The 26,062-nt window shown below is 72.7% G+C and carries 24 protein-coding genes; 4 read left to right on the plus strand and 20 right to left on the minus strand.

Annotation, left to right across the window (positions count from 1 at the left end):
* Positions 1-146: 146 nt before the first annotated feature.
* Genes aspS through AB0442_RS28170 form a run of 3 tightly spaced genes read right to left on the minus strand, consistent with a single transcriptional unit; the run spans position 147 to position 3,897 of the window.
* Complete coding sequence (aspS, locus tag AB0442_RS28160) at positions 147-1,919, minus strand: aspartate--tRNA ligase (RefSeq protein ID WP_344624187.1); 1,773 nt, start codon at positions 1,917-1,919, stop codon at positions 147-149.
* Positions 1,916-3,178: a histidine--tRNA ligase gene (gene hisS / locus AB0442_RS28165; RefSeq protein WP_344624186.1), complete on the minus strand. Its 1,263-nt coding sequence runs from the start codon at positions 3,176-3,178 to the stop codon at positions 1,916-1,918. Before hisS ends, aspS begins: the two co-directional genes overlap by 4 nt.
* Positions 3,179-3,189: 11 nt before the next feature.
* The gene (locus tag AB0442_RS28170) at positions 3,190-3,897 is read right to left on the minus strand and encodes an MBL fold metallo-hydrolase (RefSeq protein WP_344624185.1); all 708 of its coding nucleotides are present in this window, start codon (positions 3,895-3,897) and stop codon (positions 3,190-3,192) included.
* A gap of 238 nt (positions 3,898-4,135) precedes the next feature.
* On the opposite strand from AB0442_RS28170, the gene AB0442_RS28175 reads away from it, so the two are divergent.
* Both AB0442_RS28175 and AB0442_RS28180 read left to right on the plus strand, forming a co-directional pair.
* On the plus strand, positions 4,136-4,927 hold the full coding sequence (locus AB0442_RS28175; RefSeq protein ID WP_366166276.1) for a peptidylprolyl isomerase: 792 nt from the start codon (positions 4,136-4,138) through the stop codon (positions 4,925-4,927).
* Between the two features lie 255 nt (positions 4,928-5,182).
* Positions 5,183-6,412 (plus strand): DUF349 domain-containing protein, encoded by a 1,230-nt coding sequence (locus tag AB0442_RS28180; protein ID WP_366166278.1) that lies wholly within the window; start codon positions 5,183-5,185, stop codon positions 6,410-6,412.
* Between the two features lie 79 nt (positions 6,413-6,491).
* Here the strand turns inward: AB0442_RS28180 and AB0442_RS28185 are convergent, their stop codons facing one another.
* Positions 6,492-7,355, minus strand: a complete 864-nt coding sequence (locus tag AB0442_RS28185) for an NmrA/HSCARG family protein (RefSeq protein WP_366166280.1) — start codon at positions 7,353-7,355, stop codon at positions 6,492-6,494.
* A 58-nt stretch (positions 7,356-7,413) separates the two neighbouring features.
* Between AB0442_RS28185 and AB0442_RS28190 the strand changes: the two genes are divergently transcribed.
* A complete protein-coding gene (locus AB0442_RS28190) occupies positions 7,414-7,863 on the plus strand; it encodes a MarR family transcriptional regulator (RefSeq protein ID WP_363541765.1) in 450 nt (149 codons plus the stop codon).
* Between the two features lie 75 nt (positions 7,864-7,938).
* Here AB0442_RS28190 and AB0442_RS28195 read toward each other — a convergent pair whose 3' ends face one another.
* The 16 genes from AB0442_RS28195 to pgsA all read right to left on the minus strand — a co-directional run bounded on the left by AB0442_RS28195 (position 7,939) and on the right by pgsA (position 23,726).
* Positions 7,939-10,446 carry a bifunctional (p)ppGpp synthetase/guanosine-3',5'-bis(diphosphate) 3'-pyrophosphohydrolase gene (locus AB0442_RS28195; RefSeq protein WP_366166282.1) on the minus strand — a complete coding sequence of 836 codons (2,508 nt, stop codon included), beginning with the start codon at positions 10,444-10,446 and terminating at the stop codon, positions 7,939-7,941.
* Positions 10,447-10,552: 106 nt separating this feature from the next.
* A complete protein-coding gene (locus AB0442_RS28200; RefSeq protein ID WP_263102449.1) occupies positions 10,553-11,104 on the minus strand; it encodes an adenine phosphoribosyltransferase in 552 nt (183 codons plus the stop codon).
* Positions 11,105-11,281: 177 nt separating this feature from the next.
* Positions 11,282-12,388, minus strand: coding sequence for a protein translocase subunit SecF (gene secF, locus AB0442_RS28205; RefSeq protein WP_363541768.1), 1,107 nt, complete (start codon positions 12,386-12,388; stop codon positions 11,282-11,284).
* A 4-nt stretch (positions 12,389-12,392) separates the two neighbouring features.
* Positions 12,393-14,120 carry a protein translocase subunit SecD gene (gene secD, locus AB0442_RS28210; protein WP_366166331.1) on the minus strand — a complete coding sequence of 576 codons (1,728 nt, stop codon included), beginning with the start codon at positions 14,118-14,120 and terminating at the stop codon, positions 12,393-12,395.
* A gap of 234 nt (positions 14,121-14,354) precedes the next feature.
* Positions 14,355-14,741 carry a preprotein translocase subunit YajC gene (gene yajC / locus AB0442_RS28215; RefSeq protein WP_366166284.1) on the minus strand — a complete coding sequence of 129 codons (387 nt, stop codon included), beginning with the start codon at positions 14,739-14,741 and terminating at the stop codon, positions 14,355-14,357.
* A gap of 174 nt (positions 14,742-14,915) precedes the next feature.
* Positions 14,916-16,004: a Holliday junction branch migration DNA helicase RuvB gene (gene ruvB, locus AB0442_RS28220; RefSeq protein WP_366166286.1), complete on the minus strand. Its 1,089-nt coding sequence runs from the start codon at positions 16,002-16,004 to the stop codon at positions 14,916-14,918.
* An 89-nt stretch (positions 16,005-16,093) separates the two neighbouring features.
* Entirely contained in the window at positions 16,094-16,705 is a 612-nt protein-coding gene (ruvA, locus tag AB0442_RS28225; RefSeq protein ID WP_366166287.1) for a Holliday junction branch migration protein RuvA, read from the minus strand.
* Entirely contained in the window at positions 16,702-17,262 is a 561-nt protein-coding gene (gene ruvC / locus AB0442_RS28230) for a crossover junction endodeoxyribonuclease RuvC (RefSeq protein WP_366166288.1), read from the minus strand. The genes ruvA and ruvC overlap by 4 nt, the downstream gene beginning before the upstream one ends.
* 149 nt (positions 17,263-17,411) lie before the next feature.
* Positions 17,412-18,167, minus strand: a complete 756-nt coding sequence (locus AB0442_RS28235) for a YebC/PmpR family DNA-binding transcriptional regulator (RefSeq protein WP_363541773.1) — start codon at positions 18,165-18,167, stop codon at positions 17,412-17,414.
* A gap of 99 nt (positions 18,168-18,266) precedes the next feature.
* On the minus strand, positions 18,267-18,884 hold the full coding sequence (gene pdxT, locus AB0442_RS28240) for a pyridoxal 5'-phosphate synthase glutaminase subunit PdxT (RefSeq protein WP_344621698.1): 618 nt from the start codon (positions 18,882-18,884) through the stop codon (positions 18,267-18,269).
* An 87-nt stretch (positions 18,885-18,971) separates the two neighbouring features.
* On the minus strand, positions 18,972-19,883 hold the full coding sequence (gene pdxS / locus AB0442_RS28245) for a pyridoxal 5'-phosphate synthase lyase subunit PdxS (protein ID WP_263102457.1): 912 nt from the start codon (positions 19,881-19,883) through the stop codon (positions 18,972-18,974).
* A gap of 117 nt (positions 19,884-20,000) precedes the next feature.
* The gene (locus tag AB0442_RS28250) at positions 20,001-20,546 is read right to left on the minus strand and encodes a membrane protein (RefSeq protein WP_030268533.1); all 546 of its coding nucleotides are present in this window, start codon (positions 20,544-20,546) and stop codon (positions 20,001-20,003) included.
* A gap of 11 nt (positions 20,547-20,557) precedes the next feature.
* The gene (locus AB0442_RS28255; RefSeq protein WP_366166291.1) at positions 20,558-20,902 is read right to left on the minus strand and encodes an isomerase; all 345 of its coding nucleotides are present in this window, start codon (positions 20,900-20,902) and stop codon (positions 20,558-20,560) included.
* 54 nt (positions 20,903-20,956) lie between these two features.
* Positions 20,957-22,147: a glycosyltransferase family 4 protein gene (locus AB0442_RS28260; RefSeq protein ID WP_366166293.1), complete on the minus strand. Its 1,191-nt coding sequence runs from the start codon at positions 22,145-22,147 to the stop codon at positions 20,957-20,959.
* Positions 22,144-23,070 (minus strand): phosphatidylinositol mannoside acyltransferase, encoded by a 927-nt coding sequence (locus AB0442_RS28265; RefSeq protein ID WP_366166295.1) that lies wholly within the window; start codon positions 23,068-23,070, stop codon positions 22,144-22,146. The genes AB0442_RS28260 and AB0442_RS28265 overlap by 4 nt, the downstream gene beginning before the upstream one ends.
* Positions 23,067-23,726 carry a phosphatidylinositol phosphate synthase gene (gene pgsA / locus AB0442_RS28270; RefSeq protein WP_363541776.1) on the minus strand — a complete coding sequence of 220 codons (660 nt, stop codon included), beginning with the start codon at positions 23,724-23,726 and terminating at the stop codon, positions 23,067-23,069. The genes AB0442_RS28265 and pgsA overlap by 4 nt, the downstream gene beginning before the upstream one ends.
* A 261-nt stretch (positions 23,727-23,987) precedes the next feature.
* Here pgsA and AB0442_RS28275 point away from each other — a divergent pair, with 261 nt between their 5' ends.
* Positions 23,988-26,030: an elongation factor G gene (locus AB0442_RS28275; protein ID WP_366166296.1), complete on the plus strand. Its 2,043-nt coding sequence runs from the start codon at positions 23,988-23,990 to the stop codon at positions 26,028-26,030.
* Positions 26,031-26,062 lie beyond the last annotated feature (32 nt).

Raw genomic sequence — 26,062 nt, forward strand, 5'->3', positions numbered from 1 at the left:
TCTTCCCCACCACTCCGCTCTCCCTATCTCTCCCCCCGGGTCGGTAGGGCATTGTGTTGCACCCCTCTGCGGTCCCCCGCCGTTGTGCCCCGCCCCCGGTGGGTGCGATGCACCGACCGGGGCCGTGACAGGGTAGCCGACCTCGGTCAGGCCTTGGGCTCGGTCTCCGACTTGGGCTTGGCGTCGACCCCGGCCTCGCGGCGCTGCGCGGGGGTGATGGGGGTCGGGGCACCGGTCAGCGGGTCGCCACCGGTGGACGTCTTCGGGAAGGCGATGACGTCACGGATGGTGTCGTACCCGCCGAGGAGGGTGACGATGCGGTCCAGGCCGAAGGCGACACCGCCGTGCGGCGGCGGGCCGTAGTTGAAGGCGTCCAGCAGGAAGCCGAACTGCGAGGTCGCCTCCTCCTCGGAGAGGCCGATCGCGTCGAACGCGCGCTTCTGGACGTCCCGCTGGTGGATACGGATCGAACCGCCGCCCAGCTCGGAGCCGTTGAGCACCAGGTCGTAGGCGTTGGAGAGCGCGTTGCCCGGGTCGGTGTCGAAGGTGGCGAGCGACTCGGCGGTGGGCGCGGTGAAGGGGTGGTGCACCGCGTGCCAGCCCTGGAACTCGCCCTTGTCGTCCTCGATGGGCTCGAACATCGGGAAGTCGACGACCCAGAGGAAGGCCCACTGGGACTCGTCGATCAGGTTGCAGCGGCGGCCGATCTCCAGGCGGGCGGCGCCGAGCAGCTCCTGCGAGGGGGCCTTCTTGCCGGCGGCGAAGAACACCGCGTCGCCGGGCTTGGCACCGGCGGCGGCGGCGAGGCCGGCCAGGTGCTCCTCGGAGAGGTTCTTGGCGACCGGGCCGCGGAGCTCGCCGGTCTCGGCGTCGACGAGGACGTAGGCGAGGCCGCGGGCGCCGCGGGCCTTGGCCCAGTCCTGCCAGGCGTCGAGCTGCTTGCGGGGCTGCGAGGCGCCGCCGGGCATGACGACCGCGCCGACGTACGGGGCCTGGAACACGCGGAACTCGGTGCCGGCGAAGTACTCGGTGAGGTCGGTCAGCTCCTGGCCGAAGCGGACGTCCGGCTTGTCGGAGCCGTAGCGGGCCATCGCGTCGGCGTAGGTCATCCGCGGCAGCGGGTTGGGGACCTCGTAGCCGTGGACGTCGCGCCAGATCGCGCCGATGATCTTCTCGCCGAGGGCCAGGACGTCCTCCTGGTCGACGAACGAGGCCTCGATGTCGAGCTGGGTGAACTCCGGCTGGCGGTCGGCGCGGAAGTCCTCGTCGCGGAAGCAGCGGGCGATCTGGTAGTAGCGCTCCATGCCGGCCACCATCAGCAGCTGCTTGAACAGCTGGGGCGACTGCGGCAGGGCGTACCAGTGGCCGGGCTGCAGGCGGACGGGGACGAGGAAGTCGCGGGCGCCCTCGGGGGTGGAGCGGGTGAGGTACGGCGTCTCGATGTCGAGGTAGTCGTTCTCCTCCATCACCCGGCGGATGATGTTGTTGACCTTGGAGCGCAGGCGCAGCGCGCGGGCCGGGCCCTCGCGACGGAGGTCCAGGTAGCGGTAGCGCAGGCGCACCTCCTCGTTGACCGTGCCGGGCTCGTACTCGGCGACCGGGAACGGGACGGGGGCGGCCTCGGAGAGCACCTCGATCGCGCTGACGACGACCTCGACGGCGCCGGTGGCGATGTCGGGGTTCTCGTTGCCCTCCGGGCGCACGCGGACCTCGCCGACGACCTTGACGCAGTACTCGGCGCGCAGGCCGTGCACCGAGTCCAGATCGCGGACGACGATCTGCACGGTGCCGGAGGCGTCGCGCAGGTCGATGAAGGCCACGCCGCCGTGGTCGCGGCGGCGGGCGACCCAGCCGGCCAGGGTGACGGTCGTTCCGGCGTGCTCCGCGCGGAGCGTGCCCGCGTCGTGCGTGCGGATCACAGCTGCTTCTCCTTCAGGGTGGATACGAGTGCTTCGAGGGCGACGGGGACCTGCTCGCCGGTGGTCATGTCCTTGAGCTGGACGACCCCGGCGGCGAGATCTCGGTCCCCGGCGACCAGGGCGAAGCGGGCGCCGGAACGGTCGGCGGACTTCATGGCGTTCTTGATGCTCTTGACGCCGAAGGCGAGGTCGGTGGCCACCCCTGCGCGGCGCAGCTCGACCACCTTGGCGAAGAGGACGTTCTTGGCCTCCTCGCCGAGCGCGACGGCGTAGACGGCGGTCGGCGCGGGCAGGTCGAGGACGACGCCCTCGGCCTCCAGGGCCAGGTAGGTGCGGTCCACCCCGAGGGCCCAGCCGACGGACGGCAGCGCGGGGCCGCCGATCATCTCGGAGAGCCCGTCGTAGCGGCCGCCGCCGCCGATCGCGGACTGGGCGCCGAGGCCGTTGTGCACGAACTCGAAGGTGGTGCGGGTGTAGTAGTCCAGGCCGCGGACGAGCTTGGGGTCGTCGGTGAAGGCCACGCCGTTGGCGGTGAGCAGCTCGCGGACCTTCTCGTCGTAGGCCTTGCAGTCCTCGCAGAGGTAGTCGCGCAGCATCGGGGCGCCGCCGAGCTGGGCCTGCACCGACTCGCGCTTGTCGTCGAGGACGCGCAGCGGGTTGATCTCCGCGCGGCGGCGGGTGTCCTCGTCGAGGTCGAGGCCGGCGAGGAACTCGACCAGGGCGGCGCGGTAGACCGGGCGGCACTGCTTGTCGCCGAGGCTGTTGAGCAGCAGCGTGTAGTCGCTCAGGCCGAGCGAGCGGAAGGCGTCGTCGGCGAGGACGATCAGCTCGGCGTCGAGCGCCGCGTCCTCCGCGCCGATCGCCTCGGCGCCGACCTGGGCGAACTGGCGGTAGCGGCCCTTCTGGGCGCGCTCGTAGCGGTAGTACGAGCCCGAGTACCAGAGCTTGACCGGCAGGTTGCCCTGCTTGTGCAGGTTGGCCTGGAGGGCGGCGCGCAGCACCGAGGCGGTGCCCTCGGGGCGCAGCGCGAGCTCGTCGCCGCCCTTGGTGGTGAGGTTGTACATCTCCTTGGTGACGATGTCGGTGGACTCGCCGACGCCGCGGGAGAAGAGCTTCACGTCCTCGAAGACCGGCGTCTCGACGTAGCCGTACCCGGCCAGGCGGGCGGGCGCGGAGAGGCGCTCGCGGATCGCCAGGAAGGTCGCGGAGCTCGGGGGCAGCAGGTCGTAGGTGCCCTTGGGGGCGGAGAAGGTGCTCAACGTCTCTTCCGTCACATTCCTCGTCGCGGGTGGGCCGGAGCGTCCTGCGCACCGGCCGCCTGCAGGAGGTACGGGTTGGTGGCGCGCTCGCGGCCGATGGTGGTCTGGGAGCCGTGGCCGGACAGGACCACGGTCTCGTCGTCGAGGGGCAGGCACACCCGGGCCAGCGATTCCATGATCGCCTTGCTGTCCCCGCCCGGGAGGTCCGTACGCCCGACGGAGCCGGCGAACAGCAGGTCGCCCGAGAACAGGACCGGGGGGATCTGGTCCGACGAGGGCGTCCGGAAGGTCACCGACCCCCTGGTATGGCCGGGGGCGTGGTCGACGGTGAGCTCCAGGCCGGCGAGCTCCAGCACGCTGCCGTCGGTGAGTTCGCGGACGTCGTCCGGCTCGCCGACGGTGATCGAGCCCATGATCTGCTGCCCGAGCGAGCGGCCCAGGCCGCGGCCCGGGTCCTTCATCATGTAGCGGTCCTCGGGGTGGATCCACGCCGGGACGCCGCGGGCGCCGCAGACCGGGACCACGGAGGCGATGTGGTCGATGTGTCCGTGGGTGAGCAGCACCGCGACCGGCTTGAGCCGGTGCTCGCGGACGAGGTCCTCGACGCCCCGCGCGGCCTCGTGGCCGGGGTCGACGATCACGCACTCCTCGCCGGCGGCCGGTGCGACCAGGTAGCAGTTGGTGCCCCAGGCTCCGGCGGGAAATCCGGCGACGAACACGTGAGTCCTTCGGTCGAGTCGGGCGGCGAGTCGGGGGGTCGCGGGCGGTCGTGTCACCGCCCGGTCACACCGCAGCCTACCGGCGGCACGGCACCGGGAGCGAACCAGATAGCCCGGTGGCGGAGCCGTTTGATCCCGTGCTTACGCCCGGGGTCCTTACACTTGGCCGCCTGCGGATGCGATGATCCGCACCGGAACCCCCCAATCCCCGCCTCAGCATTCACAGGAGACACGGCCGGTGGTCAGCAGCGAACAGCGGCGGCGGCAGCTCGCCCGCGAGAAGTACGAGCGCCAGATGCAGCGCCGGGCCGAGGCCCAGAAGCAGGCGCGCAAGCGCAACGTGCTGGTCGGCGCGGGCGTGGCCGTCGCGGTGGTCGCGGCTGCCGGTGCGGCCTGGGCGCTCGGCGGCTCGGACGGCGACAAGAAGGACGCGGCCGCGGCCCCCACGCCGACCGCGGCGGCCAGCCCGGTCAAGGGCTGCACCACGCCGGCCCCGGGCTCCCCGAACGGCAAGCAGTTCAAGACCGAGCCGGCGATGACGGTGGACACCAAGGCCTCGTACACGATGGCGCTGGACACCAGCTGCGGCAAGGTCACCGTCGCGCTGGACGCCGCGAAGGCCCCGCACACGGTGAACTCCTTCGCGTTCCTGTCGAACGAGAAGTACTTCGACCACACCAAGTGCCACCGGCTCACCACCGAGGGCATCTACGTGCTGCAGTGCGGCGACCCGACGGGCACCGGGTCCGGCGGCCCCGGCTACCAGTTCGCGGACGAGAACCTGACCGGCGCGACCTACCCGGCCGGCACGGTGGCGATGGCCAACGCCGGCGCGGGCACCAACGGCAGCCAGTTCTTCCTGGTCTACAAGGACACCCAGCTCCCGCCCAACTACACGCCGTTCGGCAAGGTGACGGGCGGCCTCGACGTCGTGCAGAACATCGCCGCGGGCGGTGTGCAGGGCGGCGGCGGCGACGGCGCGCCGGTGGCCGACGTCGTCCTCAACTCGGTGACCACGACGAAGGGTTGATCCCTCCGGGCGGTGACCGGCCGGCTCCCGGCCGTCCGGTCACCGCGATCGGCCGGGAAATCACCCGGCCCGGATGCGGACAGCACCGACGCTGGTCGCCTATGTTGCTGTTGTATAGGGTGCCCTGACCGTCGGCCGTCACCCTCGGCAGCACTCGGCGGCAGGACGGCGGACTCCACCGGTCCGCCGCACATTCAACTGTGGACGACGTGCCGACGCCGCTGCGGCGGGCGGGACGTCATTGGAGGAGGCGCTGTGAGCAGCGACCCGTGGGGCCGTGTCGACGAGCAGGGGACCGTGTACGTCAGGACGGCCGAGGGCGAACGCGTCGTCGGCTCCTGGCAGGCCGGCTCCCCGGAGGAGGCCCTGGCGTACTTCGAGCGCAAGTACCAGGGGCTGGAGGCCGAGATCGGCCTGCTGGAGCACCGCGTCCGGAAGACCGACCTGGCCGCCAAGGAGGCCCAGGTCGCCCTGGACCACCTCAAGGCCCAGGTGGCCGAGGCGCACGCGGTCGGCGACCTGGACTCGCTCGCCAAGCGCCTCGAGACGCTGAGCGGCGAGATCGAGTCCCGCCAGGCGGAGCGGCGAGCGGCCCGCGCGAAGGCCCAGGAGGACGCGCGTTCGGCCAAGGAGGCGCTGGTCGCCGAGGCCGAGCAGCTCGCCGAGTCGACCCAGTGGCGGGAGGCCGGCGACCGGCTGCGCGCCCTGGTGGAGACCTGGAAGGGCCTGCCCCGGCTGGACCGCAAGAGCGACGACGAGCTGTGGCACCGCTTCTCGCACGCCCGCTCGGTGTTCTCCAAGCACCGCAAGGCGCACTTCGCGGCGCTCGACAACGAGCGCGAGCACGCCCGGCAGACCAAGGAGAAGCTGGTCGCCGAGGCCGAGGCGCTCTCCGGCTCGACGGAGTGGGGCGACACCGCCGCGCGCTACCGCGACCTGATGGCGCAGTGGAAGGCGGCCGGGCGGGCGCAGCGGGACGCGGAGGAGGAGCTGTGGGCGCGGTTCCGCGGCGCCCAGGACGTCTTCTTCCAGGCCCGGTCCTCCGCGTTCAGCGAGCGGGACGCCGAGCAGGGCGAGAACCAGAAGCTCAAGGAGGCGCTGCTGCTGGAGGCGGAGGCGATCCTGCCGATCACCGACCTCAAGGCGGCGAAGGCGGCGCTGCGCGAGGTCAACGAGCGCTGGGAGGCGATCGGCCACGTGCCGCGTGCCGCCCGCGGCCAGCTGGACGGCCGGCTGAACGCCGTCGAGCGGGCGGTCCGCGAGGCCGAGGACGCCGAGTGGCAGCGCACCAACCCGGAGGCCAAGGCCCGCGCGGCCGGCATGACCGGTCTGCTGCAGCAGGCCGTGGACAAGCTGCAGGCGGACCTGGACAAGGCCCATGCGGCCGGCAACGCGAGCCGGGTCGCCAAGCTGGAGTCCGAGCTGGCGGGCCGTCAGGCCCTGCTGGACCAGGCCCAGAAGAGCCTGGAGGAGTTCGGCGGCTGACGCCCCGCTCCCCCGTGCACGACCGGAGGGCCCCCGCCGCGGCGGGGGCCCTCCGCCGTTCCGGTCGCCGCCCGTCCGGTCACAGCGGCCAGGTGCGGCCGTGCGCCCAGGCGGCGAAGTCCTGCCAGCCGACCTCGGGGTGGTCGCGGCGCAGCGCCGCGGTGTCGATGTCGAGCCCGGTCTCGGTGAAGTAGCGGAACATCGCGGCGAGGTCGGCGGAGTACGCCTCGATCTCGGCGAGCGGCAGGCGGCGGAAGCCGATCGGCCGGCCGGTGGCGGAGCTGAGCACCTCGGCGATCCCGGGGCAGGTCAGGGCGTCCGAGGCGAGGTCGATCCGCCGGCCGGCGAACTCGTCGGGGCGGGTGAGCGCGAGCGCGGCGAAGGCGCCGATGTCACGGGCGGGGACGAGCGCGAGCGGGCGCTCGGGCGGCATGGGGAGCACGAAGCCGCCCTCGCGCAGGCCCTGCAGGGTCCACTCCCCCGCGTAGTTCTCCATGAAGGCCGCGGGGCCGAGGACCGTCCAGGGCACGCCGAGCCCGGCGAGCCGGCGTTCGATCCGGTACTTGCTGTCGAAGTGCGGGATGCCGGTGTCGCGGTCGGCGTGCGCGGCGGAGGTGAACACGATGTGGCCGACCCGGGCGTCGGCGGCGGCCTCGACCAGGGCGGTGCCCTGGCGGACCTCGGTGGCGAGGTCCGTGCCGAACGGCGTCGACATGGCGAAGAGGGCGGCGGCACCGGCGAGGGCGGCGTCCAGGGACTCCCGGTCGTCGAAGTCGGCGGCCACCACCCGGGCGCCGGCGGCCGCGAGCGCGCGGGCGGCGGCCGAGTCGGGGGTGCGGGTGAGGGCGCGGACGGACAGGCCCCGCGCGAGGAGGGCGTCGACCACGGCGGCGCCCTGGGTGCCGGTGGCTCCGGCCACCGCGACATATGATGTCTGCGTCATGCAGACACTGTAGGACGAGTTCTCTGCGCAGCGCAGATAATTTATCGGGAGGATGCCCATGCGGCCGCACGACCTGGAAGCCGACTCCCGCCGCTACCTCGCCTCGTACGCGCTGTTCAACCAGGCGGTGGCGGACCGGCTCGGGCTGCACCCCACCGACGTGCAGTGCCTCAACCTGCTGGGCCTGGAGGAGGGACCGCTCACCACCGGCCGGATCGCCGAGCTGACCGGGCTCACCAGCGGCTCGGCCACCCGTCTGGTGGACCGGCTGGAACGGGCCGGCTACGTCACCCGCCGACGCGACGAGGAGGACCGCCGGCGGGTGCTGGTCGAACCGGTGCCCGAGGCGGCGGCCCGCCTCGGCGAACTCTGGGGTGAACTCGGCGAGGGCTGGGACGCGATGCTGGCCGAGTACACCGAGGAGGAACTCGCCTTCCTCGCCCGCCACATGCGCCGCACCACCGAACTCGCCGACCGCCAGATCCAGCGCCTCCGCGAGAGCAGGTGAACCCCGAGGGGTGCGTGGGGGCACCTCCCAGGCCTTCGGCCGGGGGTGCCCCCACACGCCCCTGAGGGGTGAGCCCTACTTCTTGGCCGAGGTGACCCGGTACACGTCGTAGACGCCCTCCACGCCGCGGACGGCCTTCAGGACGTGGCCGAGGTGCTTGGGGTCCCCCATCTCGAAGGTGAAGCGGCTCATCGCCACCCGGTCCCGGGAGGTCTGCACCGCCGCCGACAGGATGTTGACGTGCTGGTCGGAGAGCACCCGGGTGACGTCCGAGAGCAGTCGCGAGCGGTCCAGCGCCTCGACCTGGATGGCCACCAGGAAGACCGAGGACTGGGTGGCCGCCCACTCGACCTCGATCATCCGCTCCGGCTGCTGCGAGAGCGCCTCGACGTTCACGCAGTCCGAGCGGTGGATCGAGACGCCGTTGCCGCGGGTCACGAAGCCGACGATCGGGTCGCCCGGCACCGGGGTGCAGCAGCGGGCCAGCTTGACCCAGACGTCCTCGGTGCCCTTGACGATCACACCCGGGTCGCCCTTGGCGCGGCGCCGCAGCGAGCGGCTCTGGTGCGTCGGGGTGGCCGTCTCGGCGAGGTCCTCGGTCGCGCCCTCCTCGCCGCCGAGCGCCTGCACCAGCTTCTGCACGATGGACTGCGCGGCGACGTGGCCCTCGCCGATCGCGGCGTAGAGCGAGGAGATGTCGGGGTACCGCATCTCGTGCGCCAGGGTGACCAGGGAGTCGCCGGTGAGGATGCGCTGGATCGGCAGGCCCTGCTTGCGCATGGCCCGGGCGATGGCCTCCTTGCCGTGCTCGATGGCCTCCTCGCGGCGTTCCTTGGAGAACCAGGCACGGATCTTGTTGCGGGCGCGCGGCGACTTGACGAAGGTGAGCCAGTCGCGGGAGGGGCCGGCGTTCTCCGCCTTGGAGGTGAAGACCTCGACGGTGTCGCCGTTCTCCAGCTCGGACTCCAACGGCACCAGGCGGCCGTTCACCCGGGCGCCGATGCAGCGGTAGCCGACCTCGGTGTGCACGGCGAAGGCGAAGTCCACCGGGGTGGCCTTGGCGGGCAGCGCTATCACGTCGCCCTTGGGGGTGAAGACGAAGACCTCGTTGCTGGAGAGGTCGAAGCGCAGCGACTCCAGGAACTCGCTCGGGTCCTCGGTCTCCTTCTGCCAGTCCAGCAGCTGCCGCAGCCAGGCCATCTCGTTGACGGCGTCGGCCTTGTCGTGCTTGCGGGCGTGCGCGGGGGTGTCGGTGCGGACCTTGGAGGCGCCGGCCACCGCGCGCTGCTTGTACTTCCAGTGCGCGGCGATGCCGTACTCGGCGCGGCGGTGCATGTCGAAGGTGCGGATCTGCAGCTCGACCGGCTTGCCGCCGGGCCCGATGACCGTCGTGTGCAGCGACTGGTACATGTTGAACTTGGGCATCGCGATGTAGTCCTTGAACCGCCCCGGCACCGGGTTCCACCGCGCGTGGATGGTGCCCAGCGCCGCGTAGCAGTCGCGGACGGTGTCGACCAGGACCCGGATGCCCACCAGGTCGTAGATCTCGGCGAAGTCGCGGCCGCGCACGATCATCTTCTGGTAGACCGAGTAGTAGTGCTTCGGCCGGCCCGTGACCTGGGCCTGGATCCGGGCGCCGCGCAGGTCGCCCTGCACCTGGTCGATCACGGTGGCCAGGTACTCGTCCCGCTTGGGCGCGCGCTCGGCCACCAGGCGCACGATCTCGTCGTACATCTTGGGGTAGAGGATCGCGAAGGCGAGGTCCTCCAGCTCCCACTTGATGGTGTTCATGCCCAGCCGGTGCGCCAGCGGGGCGTAGATCTCCAGCGTCTCGCGGGCCTTCTTCTCCTGCTTCTCCCGCTTGAGGTAGCGCATGGTGCGCATGTTGTGCAGGCGGTCGGCGAGCTTGATCACCAGGACGCGCGGGTCCTTGGCCATCGCGACGACCATCTTGCGCACGGTCTCGGCCTGCGCGGCCTCGCCGAACTTGACCCGGTCCAGCTTGGTGACGCCGTCGACCAGCAGTGCGACGGAGTCGCCGAAGTCCTGCCGGAGCGTCTCCAGGCCGTAGTCGGTGTCCTCGACGGTGTCGTGCAGCAGGCCCGCCATCAGGGTGGGGGCGTCCATGCCGAGCTCGGCGAGGATGGTCGCCACCGCGAGCGGGTGGGTGATGTACGGGTCGCCGCTCTTGCGCTTCTGGCCGCGGTGCCACTTCTCGGCGACGGCGTAGGCCTTCTCGATCTCCTTGAGCAGGACCGGGTCGGCCTTCGGGTCGTTCGCCCGGATGGTGCGGAACAGCGGCTCCAGGACGGGGTTGACCGCGCTGCTGCGCTGGCCGCCGAGCCGTGCGAGGCGGGCGCGCATGCCGCCGGAGGAGGGCCGGTGGCCGGGCGGCGGGGCGGGACGCGCCGGGCCGGCGCCGGAGGGCGCGGGACGGCTCTCGGGCGCGGCGGCCTCCGCGGTGGGCACAACCTCGTCGGGCAAGGACACTCCTCGGGGGCGCAAGGGCCTCCCCCTCGTTCGGGCGGTCGCGCCATCGGTCGCACCCGTCGGTCGTGCAACCGAGAGGGGATGAATCTTCATGGTACCGAGAGTGCGGCCCGGCCGGTCGGTCGCCCGGCGCGGAACCGGGACCCGAGGGCGCGGCGGCCGGCCCGCGGACCTGCCGCCGCGCCCGGGTCCGCGCGGGTCAGACGGTGACCAGGGCGTCCAGCGGCGCCCCGGCGAGGTGGCCGGTGAGCCGCTCGCGGCCCGGCAGGAAGCCGAGCTCCATCAGCACGACCACGCCGGCCAGCTCGGCGCCGGCCTCGCGGACGAGGTCCAGCGAGGCGCCGAGGGTGCCGCCGGTGGCGAGCACGTCGTCGACGACCAGCACCTTCTCCCCGGGCGCGAAGGCGTCGCACTGGACCTCCAGCGTGGCGGAGCCGTACTCGAGGTCGTAGGAGCGGGCGAAGACGTCGCCGGGCAGCTTGCCCTTCTTGCGGATCGGCACGAAGCCGAGGCCGGCCGCGAAGGCCGCGGGCGCGGCCAGGACGAAGCCGCGGGCCTCCAGGCCGACCACCTTGGTCGCCCCGAGCTCGGCGGCGCGGCCGGCGAGCGCCCGGGTGAGCGCACCGAAGGCCTCCGCGTCGGCGAGCAGCGGCGCGATGTCCTTGAACAGCACACCGGGCTTCGGGTAGTCCGGGACGTCCCGGATCCGGCTGGTCAGCAGCTCGGCGAGGACGGGGTCGGGGGAGGTCACGTGGGGTCCTTCGGGGGTCGGCGGGGGCCCTGCGGGCCTGGTGCGTGCAGCGGGCCGGACGTGGCCGGCGGGCCCGATCTGCGGTTCGACCTTACCCGCAGCGACACCCGGTGACGGAAAAGGTCCGGCCGGCCCGAGTCTCCTCGGGCCGGCCGGACCGTGCGGCGCGGTGTCCGGTCAGCGCTTGCCGGACGGGCGGCCCTTGCCGCGGGTGCGGGCGACCGGCTGGTTGCGCTGGCCGACCACGCCGGCGCCGACCTCCTCGCCGTCCTCCGCGTTCTCGGCGTCCTCCGCGGTGCCGGCGGCCTCGGCGGCCTTGGCGTCCGCGGCCCGGCGCTGCGCGACGCGCTTGGCGAGCGCGCGCATCTCCGGGGTCTGCTCCTTGAGCTGCGCGAGCAGCGGGGTGGCGACGCAGATCGACGAGTACGCGCCGGCGGCCAGACCGATGAACAGCGCGAGCGAGATGTCGTTCAGCGTGCCGGCGCCGAGCATGCCGCCGCCGATGAACAGCAGGGCGGTGACGGGCAGCAGGGCGACCACGGTGGTGTTGATCGAGCGCACCAGGGTCTGGTTGAGGCCCAGGTTGGCGGCCTCGCTGTAGGTGCGCCGGTTCTGCTTGGTGATGCCCCGGGTGTTCTCCTTCACGGTGTCGAAGACGACGACCGTGTCGTAGAGCGAGTAGCCGAGGATCGTCAGGAAGCCGATCACGGTACCGGGGGTGACCTCGAAGCCGACCAGGGCGTAGACGCCGATGGTGATCAGCAGGTCGTGGATCAGGGCGACCAGCGCCGCCAGTGCCATCCGCCACTCGAAGGCGATGGCCAGGTAGGCGGTGACCAGCACCATGAAGACGACCAGGCCGAGCAGGGCCTTCTGGGAGATCTGCTTGCCCCAGGAGGGGCCGATCACCTGGGCGTCGATGTCCTTGGTCGGGACGCCGATCTCCTTGGAGAGCTCCTGGGAGAACGCGGGACCGCTGATCTTCTCCTCGGAGCTGACCTGGATGCGGATCTTGCCGTCGCCGGTCTTCTGCACCTGCGCGGTGGTGTCACCGGTGATGTGGTTGGCGGCGTCCTGCGCCTGCGAGACCGTCAGGCCCTGCTTCTGGACGGTGTAGACCGAGCCGCCCTTGAACTCGATGCCCAGGTGCAGGCCCATCGCCAGGCCGATCGCCGCGACGAGGACGATGACGCCCGAGATGGAGTACCAGATCTTGCGCTTGCCGACGAAGTCGAAGCTGACCTCGCCCTGGTAGAGCCGGTGGCCGATGTTCCGAAGGGACATGGCGTCAGGCCTCCTTGGGGGCGTTGGCGGACGGGCGGCGACGGCTGCCGCGGATCGGCGGGCGGGCGCCGAGCCGCTTCGGGTCGAGGCCGGACCACGGGTGGCCGTTCGCGAAGAACTTCCGCCGCGCCAGCAGGGTGATCATCGGCTTGGTGAACAGGAAGATCACCACGATGTCGAGCAGGGTGGTCAGGCCGAGCGTGAACGCGAAGCCCTGGACCTTGCCGACCGAGACGACGTACAGCACCGCGGCACACAGGAACGACACGAAGTCGGAGACCAGGATGGTGCGGCGGGCGCGCGGCCAGGCGCGCTGGACGGCGGGCCGCAGCGGGGCGCCGTCGCGGACCTCGTCGCGGATGCGCTCGAAGTACACGATGAACGAGTCCGCCGTGATGCCGATGGCGACGATCGCGCCGCAGACCGCGGGCAGGTTCAGCGCGAAGCCGATGCTCCTGCCGAGCAGGCACATGATCGCGTAGGTCAGGACCGCCGAGACCAGCAGACCGGCGATGGAGACCAGGCCGAGGCCGCGGTAGTAGACGAGCGAGTACACGACCACCAGCACCAGGCCGATGGCGCCGGCGATCAGGCCGGCCTGCAGCTGGTCGCCGCCGAGCTGCGGGGAGACGGTGGTGACGTCGCTCATGTCGAAGGTCAGCGGCAGCGCGCCGTAGCTCAGCACGTTGGCCAGGCCCTTGGCGTCCTCCTGGCTGAAGCTGCCGGAGATGGTGGCCGAGCCGCCGGTGATCGACTGGCTGACGTACGGGTGGGAGACCACCTTGCCGTCCAGGACGATGGCGAACTGGTTGGCCGGGGAGGCCTGGGTGGCCAGGGTGCCGGTGGTGCTCGCGAAGGCCTTGGAGCCGTTGTCGTTGAACGACAGGTCGACCTGCCAGCCGCCGGCCCGCTGGGTGTCGAACAGGGCCGAGGCCTTGGACACGTCGGCGCCGTTCACGGCGACCGGGCCGAGCGCGAACTTGTACCAGACGCCCTGCTCCTTGTCGTAGGAGCAGCCGACCGCGTTCTTCTTCGGGTCGGTCTGGTAGTCCTTGCGCTGCTCCGGCTTGGAGCAGTCCAGCGCGGCGAACTGCTGCTGGACGTCGGCCGGCACGGTGCCCTGGGTGAGCGCCGCGGTCAGCTGCTCGGGGCTCATGCTGGTCGGCGCGGACGGGGTGGCACCGCCGCTCGGGGCCGCCGAGGCCGAGCCGGAGGCGGTGGCCGAGGGCTTCGCGGAGGTGGACGGATCGGCCTTCAGCGCGTCGCTCACCGCGCGGCCGGCCTTGCTGGCGCTGGCGCTGGGGGCGGTGGACGCCTTGCCGGAGGGGCTCGCGGAGGCACCGGACGCGTTCGCCGAGGCGCTCGCGGACGGGCTGGCGGAGCCGGACGGGGACGGCGAGCCGGTGTTCAGCGACGAGGGGTCGACCCCGGTCGGCGCGAGCGCGACCACGGGACGGAAGTAGAGCTTGGCAGTCGTGCCGATCTGCTCGATCGCCGCCTGCTTGTCACCGCCGTTGGGGATGTTGACGATGATGTTGCTGTCGCCCTGGGTCTGGACCTCCGCCTCGGAGACGCCCATACCGTTGACGCGCTTCTGGATGATGCCGGTCGCGATGTCCATGTTGGACTTGTTGATCGCGGCCTTGTCGTCCGACTTGGCGGTCAGGGTGACGCTGGTGCCACCGGCGAGGTCGATTCCGAGACGGGGCGTCTTGGTGCCCGTCCCGAACATGAGGGCGACCAGTCCGACGGTGACCACCAGGATCAGGGCCAGCGCCCGCCCCGGGTAACCGTCGCGCTGGCGCGACTTGGGTGTTGCCACCTTGCTCGTTTCTCCCTGTCCATGCCGCCGCGGGCCGCGCCCCGGTCCGGCGTGAGGCGGGACGAGGGACGGCGGCGCAGGGCGGCCCTGAGGTCATCTGGGCCGGCGGCCGGTTGCCGCACGGCCTGGGTGGGCCCGACCGTACTACTTGCTCTCGGTGGCGCCGGCCTCGGCGTCCTTGTCGAGGCTCAGCGGCTTCTCGGCGTCCTCGGCGACCTCGGCCTCGGCGGCCGGCTCCTCGTCGGCCTCCGCCGGGCGGCCGTTGATGATCGCGTCGTACTCGAGCGGCTCGAGCACGGCGGCGACGGCGCCCTTGGTGTAGTGCACCACCACGCCGGGGGCGACCTCCAGCTCGACGGTCTCGTCGTTGACCGCCTTGACCTGGGCGTACATGCCACCGATCGTCCGCACGCCGGCGCCCGGCTGGAGGGTCGCCTGCATCGACGCCGCCTGCTGCTGCCGCTTCTTCTGCGAGCGGAACATCAGGAAGATCGCGACGATCGGGAGGATGAGGATGATGAGATTAGCCACAGCCAGGGTCCTTTGCGGGCCGCCTCGGCCGGCGGCCTGGTATACGTCGGCCCGTCGGTCGAGAGGGGCGGTCCGGCGGAGTCTAGGCGACCCGCACTGTACGGACAACGCCAAGCATGCCAGTGTGCCGCCGAAAGTGGCGACCCTTGGCATGCACCCGTTTTCCGTGGCCGACTAGCGGCCGTCCGGGAACAAAGCGGCCTGGTCGGACGTCTTCGCCCCGCCGCCCTGCACGGGCGGAGCCATCCCGAGGTGGCGCCAGGCCGCCGCGGTGGCGATCCGGCCGCGCGGCGTCCGGGCGAGCAGCCCCTCGCGGACGAGGAAGGGCTCGGCGACCTCCTCGACCGTCTCGGCCTCCTCCCCCACGGCGACGGCGAGGGTGGACAGGCCGACCGGGCCGCCGCCGAACAGCCGCAGCAGCGCGTCCAGCACCGCGCGGTCGAGGCGGTCCAGGCCGCGGGCGTCCACCTCGTACACGTCCAGCGCCTGGGCGGAGATCTCCCGGGTGACCCGGCCGTCGTGCCTGACCTGGGCGTAGTCGCGGACGCGGCGCAGCAGCCGGTTGGCGATGCGCGGGGTGCCGCGGGAGCGGCCGGCGATCTCGGCGGCGCCGGCCGGGTCGATGTCGACGTCCAGCAGGGCGGCGGAGCGGTGCACCACCTGCTGCAGCTCGGCGGGGGCGTAGAACTCCATGTGGCCGGTGAAGCCGAAGCGGTCGCGCAGCGGGGGCGGCAGCAGGCCGGCCCGGGTGGTGGCGCCGACCAGGGTGAACGGCGGCAGTTCGAGCGGGATGGCGGTGGCACCGGGGCCCTTGCCGACGATGACGTCGACCCGGAAGTCCTCCATCGCCATGTAGAGCATCTCCTCGGCCGGCCGGGACATCCGGTGGATCTCGTCGAGGAAGAGCACCTCGCCCTCGGTGAGCGAGGAGAGGATCGCGGCGAGGTCGCCGGCGTGCTGGATGGCCGGGCCGGAGGTGATCCGGATCGGCGCGCCCAGCTCGGCGGCGATGATCATCGACAGGGTGGTCTTGCCGAGTCCGGGCGGGCCGCTGAGCAGGACGTGGTCCGGGGCGGTGCCGCGCTGGCGGGCGGCCTGGAGCACCAGGGAGAGCTGCTCGCGGACGCGCTCCTGGCCGATGAACTCCTCCAGCAGCTTGGGGCGCAGGGCCGCCTCGACGGCCTGGTCCTCGCCGTCGGCGGCCGCCCCCACCAGCCGGTCTGCCGCCGGGCGGTCGGCGGGGTCGGTGTCGTACGGGCTCATCGGGAGCGGCTCCAAAGTCGACATGACGACTGGTCGTCAGATGGTCAAAGCGTCGGCGGTCAGGCGGGCCCGGGGGCGGCCGGGGCCGGTCAGCGGGCCCGGTTGAGCCCCCGCAGGGCGGCCCGCAGCAGGGCGCCGATGTCCGGCACCTGCTGCGCCTCGGCCTCCGGCGTGACCGCGGCGACGGCCTCCTCGGCCTCGCGGGGAGCGTAACCGAGACCGACCAGCGCGGCGTGCAGCTGCTCGTGCCAGGGGGCCGGGCCGGTGGCGACCGGCTTCTGGGCGGGCACGGCGCCGTGCGGGGCGCCGAGCTTGTCCTTGTACTCCAGCAGCAGCTTGGCGGCCTTCGCCTTGCCGATGCCGGGCACCGCGATCAGCGCCTTCTCGTCGCCGCCGGCGACCGCGGCCCGCAGCGCGTCCGGGCTGTGCACGGCGAGCATCGCCTGCGCCAGCCGCGGGCCGACCCCGGGCGCGGCCTGCAGGACCTCGAAGAGGGCGCGCTCGTCGTCGTCGGCGAAGCCGAACAGGGTGAGCGAGTCCTCGCGCACCACCAGCGAGGTGGCGAGCCGGGCGCTCTCGCCGATCCGCAGCCCGGCCAGGGTGTTCGGGGTGCACTGGACGGCCATCCCGACCCCGCCGACCTCGACGACGGCCGTGCCGGCCGCGATGTGGGCCACCGGGCCCTGGACGAAGGCGATCATCGGCGGTGCTCCTGACGTGCGGCGGGGCGCCGGGCCGCGGGCGCCGGTGCGGACTTGGCGAGTGCGGCGGCGATGCGGCCCTGGGCGCCGCCCCGCCAGATGTGGCAGATGGCGAGGGCGAGGGCGTCGGCGGCGTCGGCCGGCTTCGGCGGGGCGTCCAGCCGCAGCAGGCGCTGCACCATGGCGGTGACCTGCGCCTTGTCGGCCCGACCGGAGCCGGTGACGGCGGCCTTGACCTCGCTCGGGGTGTGCAGGGTGACGGGGATGCCGCGGCGGGTGGCGCAGAGCATGGCGACGGCGCTGGCCTGGGCGGTGCCCATCACGGTGCGGACGTTGTGCTGGGCGAAGACCCGCTCGACGGCGACCAGGTCGGGCCGGTGCTCGTCGAGCCACTGCTCCAGGCCCTGCTCTATCCGCAGCAGGCGCACGCCGATCTCCGCGTCGACCGGGGTGCGCACCACGCCGACGCCAACCATCCGCAGCGGCCGGCCGGGGGCGCCGTCGACCACGCCGACACCGCACCTGGTCAGCCCCGGGTCCACGCCCAGTACCCGCACTCCGCACCCCGTCTTCCGTGTCGCCGCCCGGCCTGCTCCCTCGGCCCTCCGCAGGGTACCGGGCGGCACCGACAACGCCCGCGCCACCGCACCCGAACACGCCGCCGCCCGGCGGTCACGGGGACTGCCGGGCGGCGGGAAGGGCGTGATCAGGCGTCGAGCTCGGCCATGATCTCGTCGGAGACGTCGAAGTTGGCGAAGACGTTCTGCACGTCGTCGCTGTCCTCCAGCGCGTCGATCAGCTTGAAGATCTTGCGGGCGCCGTCGGCGTCCAGCTCGACCTGCACGCTGGGGACGAAGTTGGCGTCGGCCGAGTCGTAGTCGATGCCCGCGTCGACCAGCGAGGTGCGGACGGCGACCAGGTCGGTGGCCTCGGAGACCACCTCGAAGGCCTCGCCGAGGTCGTTGACCTCCTCGGCGCCCGCCTCCAGGACGACGTCGAGCACCTTGTCCTCGTCCACGCCGTCGGCCTTGGGGACGATCACGACGCCCTTGCGGGTGAACATGTAGGACACCGAGCCCGGGTCGGCCATCGAGCCGCCGTTGCGGGTCATCGCGACGCGGACGTCGGAGGCCGCGCGGTTGCGGTTGTCGGTGAGGCACTCGATGAGGACGGCCACGCCGTTCGGGCCGTAGCCCTCGTACATGATCGTCGAGTAGTCCGCGCCGCCGGCCTCGGCACCGGAGCCGCGCTTGACGGCCCGGTTGATGTTGTCGATCGGGACGGAGCTCTTCTTCGCCTTCTGGATGGCGTCGTACAGCGTGGGGTTGCCGGCCGGGTCGCCACCGCCGGTGCGCGCCGCCACCTCGATGTTCTTGATCATCTTGGCGAAGAGCTTGCCGCGCTTGGCGTCGATCACGGCCTTCTTGTGCTTGGTGGTAGCCCACTTAGAGTGGCCGGACATCGCCAGCTCCTTTACGTCGCCAAAGGGAAATGAACAGAGGAGATCTTACCGGTGTCGTCACCGCGGGGTGGCACACGGTCAGCGCGCCGCCCGCCGGACTCAGCGCAGGGCGTCCTCGACCATGCGCACGAAGTACTCGTGCACGCGGTGGTCGCCGGTGAGCTCGGGGTGGAACGAGGTCGCCAGCAGGTGGCCCTGCCGGACGGCCACGATGCGGCTGTCCGGGCCGTCGGCGGCCGGCACCTCGGCCAGCACCTCGACGCCCGCGCCCACCGACTCGACCCACGGGGCGCGGATGAACACGCCGTTGACGGGCGTCCCCTCCAGGCCGCGGAAGTCGATCGCCGACTCGAAGGACTCGTTCTGCCGGCCGAAGGCGTTGCGGCGCACCGTCATGTCGATGCCGCCGACGGTCTCCTGGTCGTCCCGGCCGTCGAGGATCTTGTCGGCCAGCATGATCATGCCGGCGCAGGTGCCGTAGACCGGCATGCCGTCGGCCACCCGGGCCCGCAGCGGGTCCATCACGCCGAACAGCAGCGCCAGCTTGGACATGGTGGTGGACTCACCGCCGGGGATCACCAGCGCGTCCACCTCGGCCAGCTCCTCGGCGCGGCGCACCGGGCGGGCGACCGCGTCGGCGGCGGCCAGCGCGATGAGGTGCTCGCGGACGTCGCCCTGGAGGGCCAGGACGCCGATGGTCGGGGTGCTGCTGGACACGGTGTTACCTCTTCGGTCGTGGCGGGGGGACGTGCGCCGGCCCGCCGCGCGGACGTGCTGGGCGGCGGGCCGGCGTGGCGCGGGTGGTTACCAGCCGCGGTTGGCGTAGCGCTCGCTCTCGGGCAGGGTGTCGCAGTTGATGCCGACCATGGCCTCGCCGAGGTTGCGGGACGCGTCCGCGATGATCTTCGGGTCGTCGAAGAAGGTGGTGGCCTTCACGATGGCGGCGGCGCGCTTGGCCGGGTCGCCGGACTTGAAGATGCCGGAGCCGACGAAGACGCCCTCGGCACCGAGCTGGCGCATCAGCGCGGCGTCGGCCGGGGTGGCGACACCGCCGGCGGAGAACAGCACGACGGGCAGCTTGCCGAGCTCGGCGACCTCCTTGACGAGCTCGTACGGGGCGCGCAGCTCCTTGGCGGCGGCGTACAGCTCGTTGTTGTCGAAGCCGCGCAGCTTGGCGATCTCGTTCTTGATCTGGCGCAGGTGGCGGACGGCCTCGACGACGTTGCCGGTGCCGGCCTCGCCCTTGGAGCGGATCATGGCCGCGCCCTCGGCGATGCGGCGCAGGGCCTCGCCGAGGTTGGTGGCGCCGCAGACGAAGGGGGTGGTGAAGGCCCACTTGTCGGAGTGGTTGACCTCGTCGGCCGGGGTGAGGACCTCGGACTCGTCGATGTAGTCGACACCGAGCGACTGGAGGACCTGGGCCTCGACGAAGTGGCCGATGCGGGACTTGGCCATGACGGGGATGGAGACCGCGGAGATGATCTCCTCGATCATGTTCGGGTCGGACATCCGGGCCACGCCGCCGTCCTTGCGGATGTCGGCGGGCACGCGCTCCAGGGCCATGACCGCGACGGCACCGGCGTCCTCGGCGATCTTCGCCTGCTCGGCGTTGACCACGTCCATGATCACACCGCCCTTGAGCTGCTCGGCCATGCCGCGCTTGACCCGGGCGGTGCCGATCTGCGGCTGGTCTGCGGTGATGGGGGTGGTGGACACGTAAGACCTCACTCGAAGATGAACCAGTGCTATCGACTTATCGTAGGCCCGGAACGCCCCTTACCGATGCGCCATACAGTCCAGCCGGACCGTCCGGGTACGACAAACAGTAGCCGTTCAGGCCGGGGCGCCTTCGGGGGTGAGCGCCGCCGGGGGCTCGTCGTCCATCTCGAACGCCATCGGGAAGGGCGCGCGCCCGGCCAGCCGGAAGTACCGGACGAGACGGTGCTCGCGCACCGCGCGGGCCGCCCGGACGGCGTCGTTGTGGAACCGCCGCGCCATCGGCACCCGGCGGACCGCGGCCGTGAGATCCGTCACGGCCTCCTTGCCGCCGGGCGCGTCCAGCAGCGCCGCGACCTGCTCCGGCTCGGCGAAGACCGCGCGCAGCGCGAGGCTCAGCTCGCTCTCCGCCACCTCCCGGTGCTCGTCCTCGGCCTGCCGGGCGGCGTGCGAGGCCTCGTACAGCAGCAGCGAGGCGGCCGGGTCGAGCAGCGAGGAGGTGGCCAGTTCCTGGGCCACCGAGGCGCGGCGCACCAGCTGGGCGTCGAGCGAGGCCCGGGCCGCGTCGATCCGCGCGTGCAACCGGTCCAGTCGGCCGGCCGTCCAGCTCAGGTACATCGCGAAGAGCACGACCGCGACGGCGGCCCAGATCCAGGTAGTCACGGCCGGTCAGGCTACAGGGCGGCCGCCCGGTAGACGTCGCGGTCCAGCTCCACCACGTTGACGGCGAGGTGCACCCGCCCACCGCCGACGTGCCGCTTCAGCAGGTCCAGCACCGCCTCGCTCAGCGCCGTCCGGGCTGCGGGGGCGCGCCCGGAGAGGATCTTCAGCTCCAGGTACACCATGGCCCGCTCCGGGTCGCCGTCGCCGAGGAAGGCGTCCTCGACCGGGCGGAAGCGGGTCTTGCACGACTCCACCGTGGTGTCGATCGCGGCCGCCACCAGCGGGTGCAGCTCCGCGGCGAAGGCCCGCGGGTCGAAGCCGAGGCGCGGCGAGTAGTCGACGGAGATCTGCGGCACGGGGCCCCCTCTGGTCTGTGCGGTCGCCTACGGGTCGGGCTTCCGGGTGCGCGGTCAGTCGCGGGCGGCCAGGCCGAACCGCTCGCGCCAGCCCACCCGCTCGTCCTCGGCCACCGGCGGCATGCCGTCGGTGACCGTCTCGTACACCGACAGGATGTCCGCGCCGACCGTCTCCCAGTCGAACCGCCGGACGTGCCGGGACGCCGCCTCGCGCAGGTCGCGCAGCCGCTCCGGGTCGCCGAGCAGCTTCACCGCGGCCGCGGCCAGCGCGTCGGCGTCCTCGACCGGGAACAGCTCGCCGGCCGCGCCGCCGTCCAGCACCTGCCGGAACGCGTCCAGGTCGCTGGCCAGCACCGGCGCCCCGGCCGACATCGCCTCGACCAGGATGATGCCGAAGCTCTCGCCGCCGGTGTTCGGCGCGACGTACAGGTCGACGCTGCGCAGCAGCCTGGCCTTCTCCTCGTCGCTGACCATGCCGAGGAACTCGACCTGCGCCCGCACCTCGGGGGCCAGCCCCTCGACGGCCTCCTCGCGGTCGCCCTTGCCGGCGACCAGCAGCCGGGTGCCCGGCCGCTCCTCCAGGATCCGCGGCAGCGCGGCGAGCAGCGTCGGCAGGCCCTTGCGCGGTTCGTTGATCCGGCCGATGAAGCCGATCGTCGCCGGGGCGCCGGTGCCGGCGAGCACGCCGCCCCGCCAGCGCGGGTCGGGCTCGGCGTCGGCGAAGAAGCGGACGTCCACGCCGTTCGGGATGACCACCGCGTCGCCGCCGAGGTGCTCGACCAGGGTGCGCCGGGCGTACTCGCTGACCGCGATCCGGGCGGACATCTTCTCCAGGCCCGGCTGCAGGATCGGCGAGGCGGCGATCATCGCCCGCGACCGCGGGTTGGACGTGTGGAAGGTGCCCACCATCGGCCCGGACGCCGACCACGCGGCCAGCATCGACAGGCTCGGCGAGGAGGGCTCGTGGACGTGCAGGATGTCGAAGCGCCCGTCGTTCAGCCAGCGCCGCACCCGGGCGGCGGACAGGATGCCGAAGCTGAGCCGGGCCACCGAGCCGTTGTACGGCACGGCGACCGCCCGGCCGGCCGAGACGACGTACGGCGGCAGCGCCGACTCGTCCTCGGCCGGGGCCAGCACCGACACCTCGTGGCCGAGCCGGATCAGGTGCTCCGCGAGGTCGCGGATGTGGAACTGCACGCCGCCGGGCACGTCCCAGTCGTACGGGCAGACGATGCCGATCCTCACTCCTGCGCCCCCTGCCCCGCGCCCGCGGCGCGATCGGTGCCGAGGTCGGCCAGCCACAGCTTCTGCAGCATGTGCCAGTCCTCGGCGTGCTCCCGGATGCCCTCGGCCCACACGTCGGCGAGCGCCTGCACCATGGCGGAGGTCCGCTCGCGCTGGTCGCCCTCGGCGGGCGGCGGGATCTCCGGGTGGATCTCGGCGCGCATCAGCGGGCCGTCGTACCAGAGCGTCACCGGGAAGAGCGCCGCGCCGGTGCGCAGCGCGAGTGCGGCCGGCCCGGCCGGCATCCGGGTCGGCTCGCCGAAGAAGTCCACCTGCAGGCCGGCCGCGGAGAGGTCCCGGTCGCCGAGCAGGCAGACCAGCTTGCCCTGGCGCAGCCGCCGGGCGAGCGTGCCGATCACCGACACGTCGGAGCCGGTCAGCGGCAGCACCTCCATGCCGAGGCCCTCGCGGTACGCCACGAAGCGGTCGAACAGCTGCTCCGGCTTGAGCCGCTCGGCGACGGTGGTGAACGGGTACCCGCCAGCCGAGGCGATCCAGGCGCCGGCGAGGTCCCAGTTGCCCATGTGCGGCAGCGCGATCACCGCGCCGCGGCCTGCGGACATCGCCTCGTTCAGCTGCTCCAGGCCCTTCACCGACATGGCGTCGGCGATCCGCTGCAGGCTCCAGGCCGGCAGCCGGAAGGACTCCATCCAGTACCGCATGTAGGAGCGCATCCCGGCCCGGGAGAGCTCGCGCAGCCGCGCCTCGTCCGCCTCCGGGTGCACCCGGCGCAGGTTGGCCTCCAGCTGCAGCACGCCCTTGCCGCGGCCGCGCCACACCCGGTCGGCGATCCGCTCGAACAGCGTGCGCGCCACCCGCTCGGGCAGCCGCTTCACCACCGCCCAGCCCGCCGCGTACAGCCAGTAGACCAATCGGTCCTTCACGCCGCCCCCTCGACTCCCGCCGTCTCCCGGTCGGCCTCCTGGGCCTCCCGCCGCACCGTCAGGATGCGCTGCATCACCGTCACCAGGCTGCCGGCCGCGACCACCCAGAGGGCGAACGGCAGCAGCCACTCCACGTACGGCAGGCCGAACGCGTGCAGGCCCGCCACGCCGGCCGCGACCAGGCTGATCACCAGTCGCTCGGCGCGCTCGACCAGGCCGTTGACGTTCACCGGGAAGCCCAGGCTCTCGCCGCGGGCCTTGGTGTACGAGACCACCTGGCCGCTGGCCAGGCAGAACACCGAAACGGCGCAGAGCAGGTCGTTGTTCCCGGTGCCCGCGTACCAGAGCGCCAGACCGCCGAAGATCGCGGCGTCCGCCACCCGGTCCAGCGTCGAGTCGAGGAACGCGCCCCACTTGGAGGAGCGCCCGGCCTGGCGGGCCATGTTGCCGTCGACCAGGTCGGAGAAGATGAAGAGGGTGACGGTGATCGTGCCCCAGAAGAACTCCCCGCGGGGGAAGAACACCAGGGCGCCCGCCACCGATCCGGCCGTCCCGATCAGCGTCACGGCGTCCGGGCTGACGCCCCAGCGCAGCAGCATCGCGGCGAACGGCGTCAGAACACGTGTGAAGAAGGCACGCGCGTATTTGTTGAGCATGGCCTTCCCGACCGCTCCGATCTCACCGGACTCCGCCCGCGGCCCCTGTGCCGCCGGGCGGCCGAGCGGATCGGCCCGCCCGGCTGGACAATGGTATCCACGCTGATCGCGGGGCTTCGCCGCCCCACGCCCCCGAGCAGCCCGCCGGCCCGACCGGCCCACCACGCACGGCACGGCGGCGCCCGACGCCCCCGGCCGTGAGCACCGCTTGTGACCCGCGCGAGCGCGCCGCAGCCACCCGCGAACAGCAGGAGAGCAGCCATGGCGGACCGAGCAGCCACCCACACCGCGGCCCCCACCGTCGAACGATCCGACCGGCTCCGCAACGTCGTCCTCATCGGCGCCACCGGAGCCGGCAAGACCACCCTCGCCGAGTCCCTCGCCCTCACCGCGGGCGCGCTCACACGGGCCGGCACCGTCCCGGACGGCACCACCGCCGCCGACCACGAGGACATCGAGCACCAGCAGCAGCGCTCCGTCCAGCTCGCGCTCCTCCCGCTGGCCTGGCAGGACTGCAAGATCAACCTGCTGGACGCGCCCGGCTACGCCGACTTCGCCGGCGACATGCAGGCCGCGCTGCGCGCCGCCGAGGCCGCCGTCCTGGTGGTCTCCGCCACCGACCCGGTCTCCGCGCACACCCTCGCGCTGTGGGGGGAGGTCCGGCTGCGCAACCTGCCCACCGCGATCGCCCTCACCCACCTCAACGCCGTCCGCGTCCACCTCGACGAGGTCCTCGCCACCCTCCAGGACGCCTTCGGCGAGGGTCACCCCGACTCCGTCCTGCAGCTGCACGACAGCGCGCTGAAGGACGGCCGGCTGCTCGGCTCCGTCGACCTGCTCACCGGCCGCACCTACGGCGAGCCCGGCGACCTGCCCACCGTCGACGAGGACCGCACCCACCTGGTCGAGGCGATCGCCGGCGAGGACGACGCCCTGCTGGAGCGCTGGGTCGCGGGCGAGGAGCTGGACACCGCCTCGCTGGGCGACGCGCTGCGCCGCGAGTTCCTGGCCGGCACCGCGCACCCGGTGCTCGCCACCGCGCCGCCCGCCGACCCCACCGGCACCGCACCCGGCGCCGCCGAACTCCTCGACCTGATCGCCGCGGTCTTCCCCTCCCCGCTCGACCGGGCCGACGACCTGCCCGCCTGTGACCCGGACGCCCCGCTCGCCGCCCAGATCGTGCACACCGGCGAGGACCCGTACGTCGGCCGGCTCAGCCTCGCCCGGGTGTTCTCCGGGACGCTGCGCCCGGACACCGTGCTGCACGTGCCCGGCGGCACCGACGAGAAGGTCGCCGGCCTGAGCTGCCCGTTCGGCAAGCAGCAGCGGCCCGTGCCGCACGCGCTCCCCGGCGACCTGGTCTGCCTCGCCAAGCTCACCGCCGCCCGCACCGGCGACACCCTCACCGAGGGCACCGAGGCCCTGGAGCCGTGGCCGCAGCCCGAGGCGCTGCTGCCGGCCGCCGTGCAGGCGCACAGCAAGGCCGACGAGGACAAGCTCGCCCAGACCCTCGGCCGGCTCACCGCCCAGGACCCGGCGCTGCGCGTCGAGCAGAACCCGGACACCCACCAACTGGTGCTCTGGTGCACCGGCGAGGCCCACCAGGCGGTCGTCCTGGACCGGCTGCGCAGCCGCTACGGCGTGCACGTGGACACCGTCGACTACAAGGTCGCGCTGCGCGAGACCTTCGCCGCCAGCTCCACCGGGCACGGCCGGCACGTCAAGCAGTCCGGCGGGCACGGCCAGTACGCGATCTGCGACCTCACCGTCGAACCGCTGCCCGGCGGCGGCTTCGAGTTCGTCGACAAGGTGGTCGGCGGCGCGGTGCCGCGCAACTTCATCCCCTCGGTGGAGAAGGGCGTCCGTGCCCAGCTCGCCCACGGGGTGCTGGCCGGCTACCCGATGGTCGACGTCCGGGTCACCCTCACCGACGGCAAGGCCCACTCGGTGGACTCCTCCGACGCGGCCTTCCAGACCGCGGGCGCGCTGGCGCTGCGCGAGGCCGCCGCCAACGGACGGATCCAGCTGCTCGAACCGGTCGACGAGGTGCAGGTGCTGCTGCCGGACGAGTACCAGGGCGCGGTGCTCAGCGACCTCTCCGCGCGCCGCGGCCACGTGCTGGGCACCGAACCGGGCGGGCCGGGGATGAGCCTCGTCCGCGCGGAGGTGCCGGAGCTCGAACTCGTCCGCTACCCCGTCGAGTTGCGCTCCATCTCGCACGGCACCGGACAGTTCTCCCGCAACTACCTGCGGCACGCCCCGATGCCCCCCACCCTCGCCGCCCGCTACGAACACGCCTCGTAGGGCCGAACCGCCCAGGGGGCAGCCCCCGGAGA

The sequence above is a fragment of the Kitasatospora sp. NPDC085895 genome (assembly GCF_040702125.1).
GTDB lineage: Bacteria > Actinomycetota > Actinomycetes > Streptomycetales > Streptomycetaceae > Kitasatospora > Kitasatospora arboriphila.

Bases quoted from the DNA above. Each gene is read 5' to 3' on its own strand.
- pgsA (WP_363541776.1), bottom strand. From the start codon at position 23,726: ATGCTCAACAAATACGCGCGTGCCTTCTTCACACGTGTTCTGACGCCG.
- ruvA (WP_366166287.1), bottom strand. From the start codon at position 16,705: ATGATCGCCTTCGTCCAGGGCCCGGTGGCCCACATCGCGGCCGGCACG.
- AB0442_RS28235 (WP_363541773.1), bottom strand. From the start codon at position 18,167: ATGTCCGGCCACTCTAAGTGGGCTACCACCAAGCACAAGAAGGCCGTG.
- AB0442_RS28190 (WP_363541765.1), top strand. From the start codon at position 7,414: ATGCGGCCGCACGACCTGGAAGCCGACTCCCGCCGCTACCTCGCCTCG.
- ruvB (WP_366166286.1), bottom strand. From the start codon at position 16,004: ATGAGCCCGTACGACACCGACCCCGCCGACCGCCCGGCGGCAGACCGG.
- secF (WP_363541768.1), bottom strand. From the start codon at position 12,388: ATGTCCCTTCGGAACATCGGCCACCGGCTCTACCAGGGCGAGGTCAGC.
- AB0442_RS28185 (WP_366166280.1), bottom strand. From the start codon at position 7,355: ATGACGCAGACATCATATGTCGCGGTGGCCGGAGCCACCGGCACCCAG.
- secD (WP_366166331.1), bottom strand. From the start codon at position 14,120: ATGTTCGGGACGGGCACCAAGACGCCCCGTCTCGGAATCGACCTCGCC.
- AB0442_RS28275 (WP_366166296.1), top strand. From the start codon at position 23,988: ATGGCGGACCGAGCAGCCACCCACACCGCGGCCCCCACCGTCGAACGA.
- AB0442_RS28195 (WP_366166282.1), bottom strand. From the start codon at position 10,446: ATGAAGATTCATCCCCTCTCGGTTGCACGACCGACGGGTGCGACCGAT.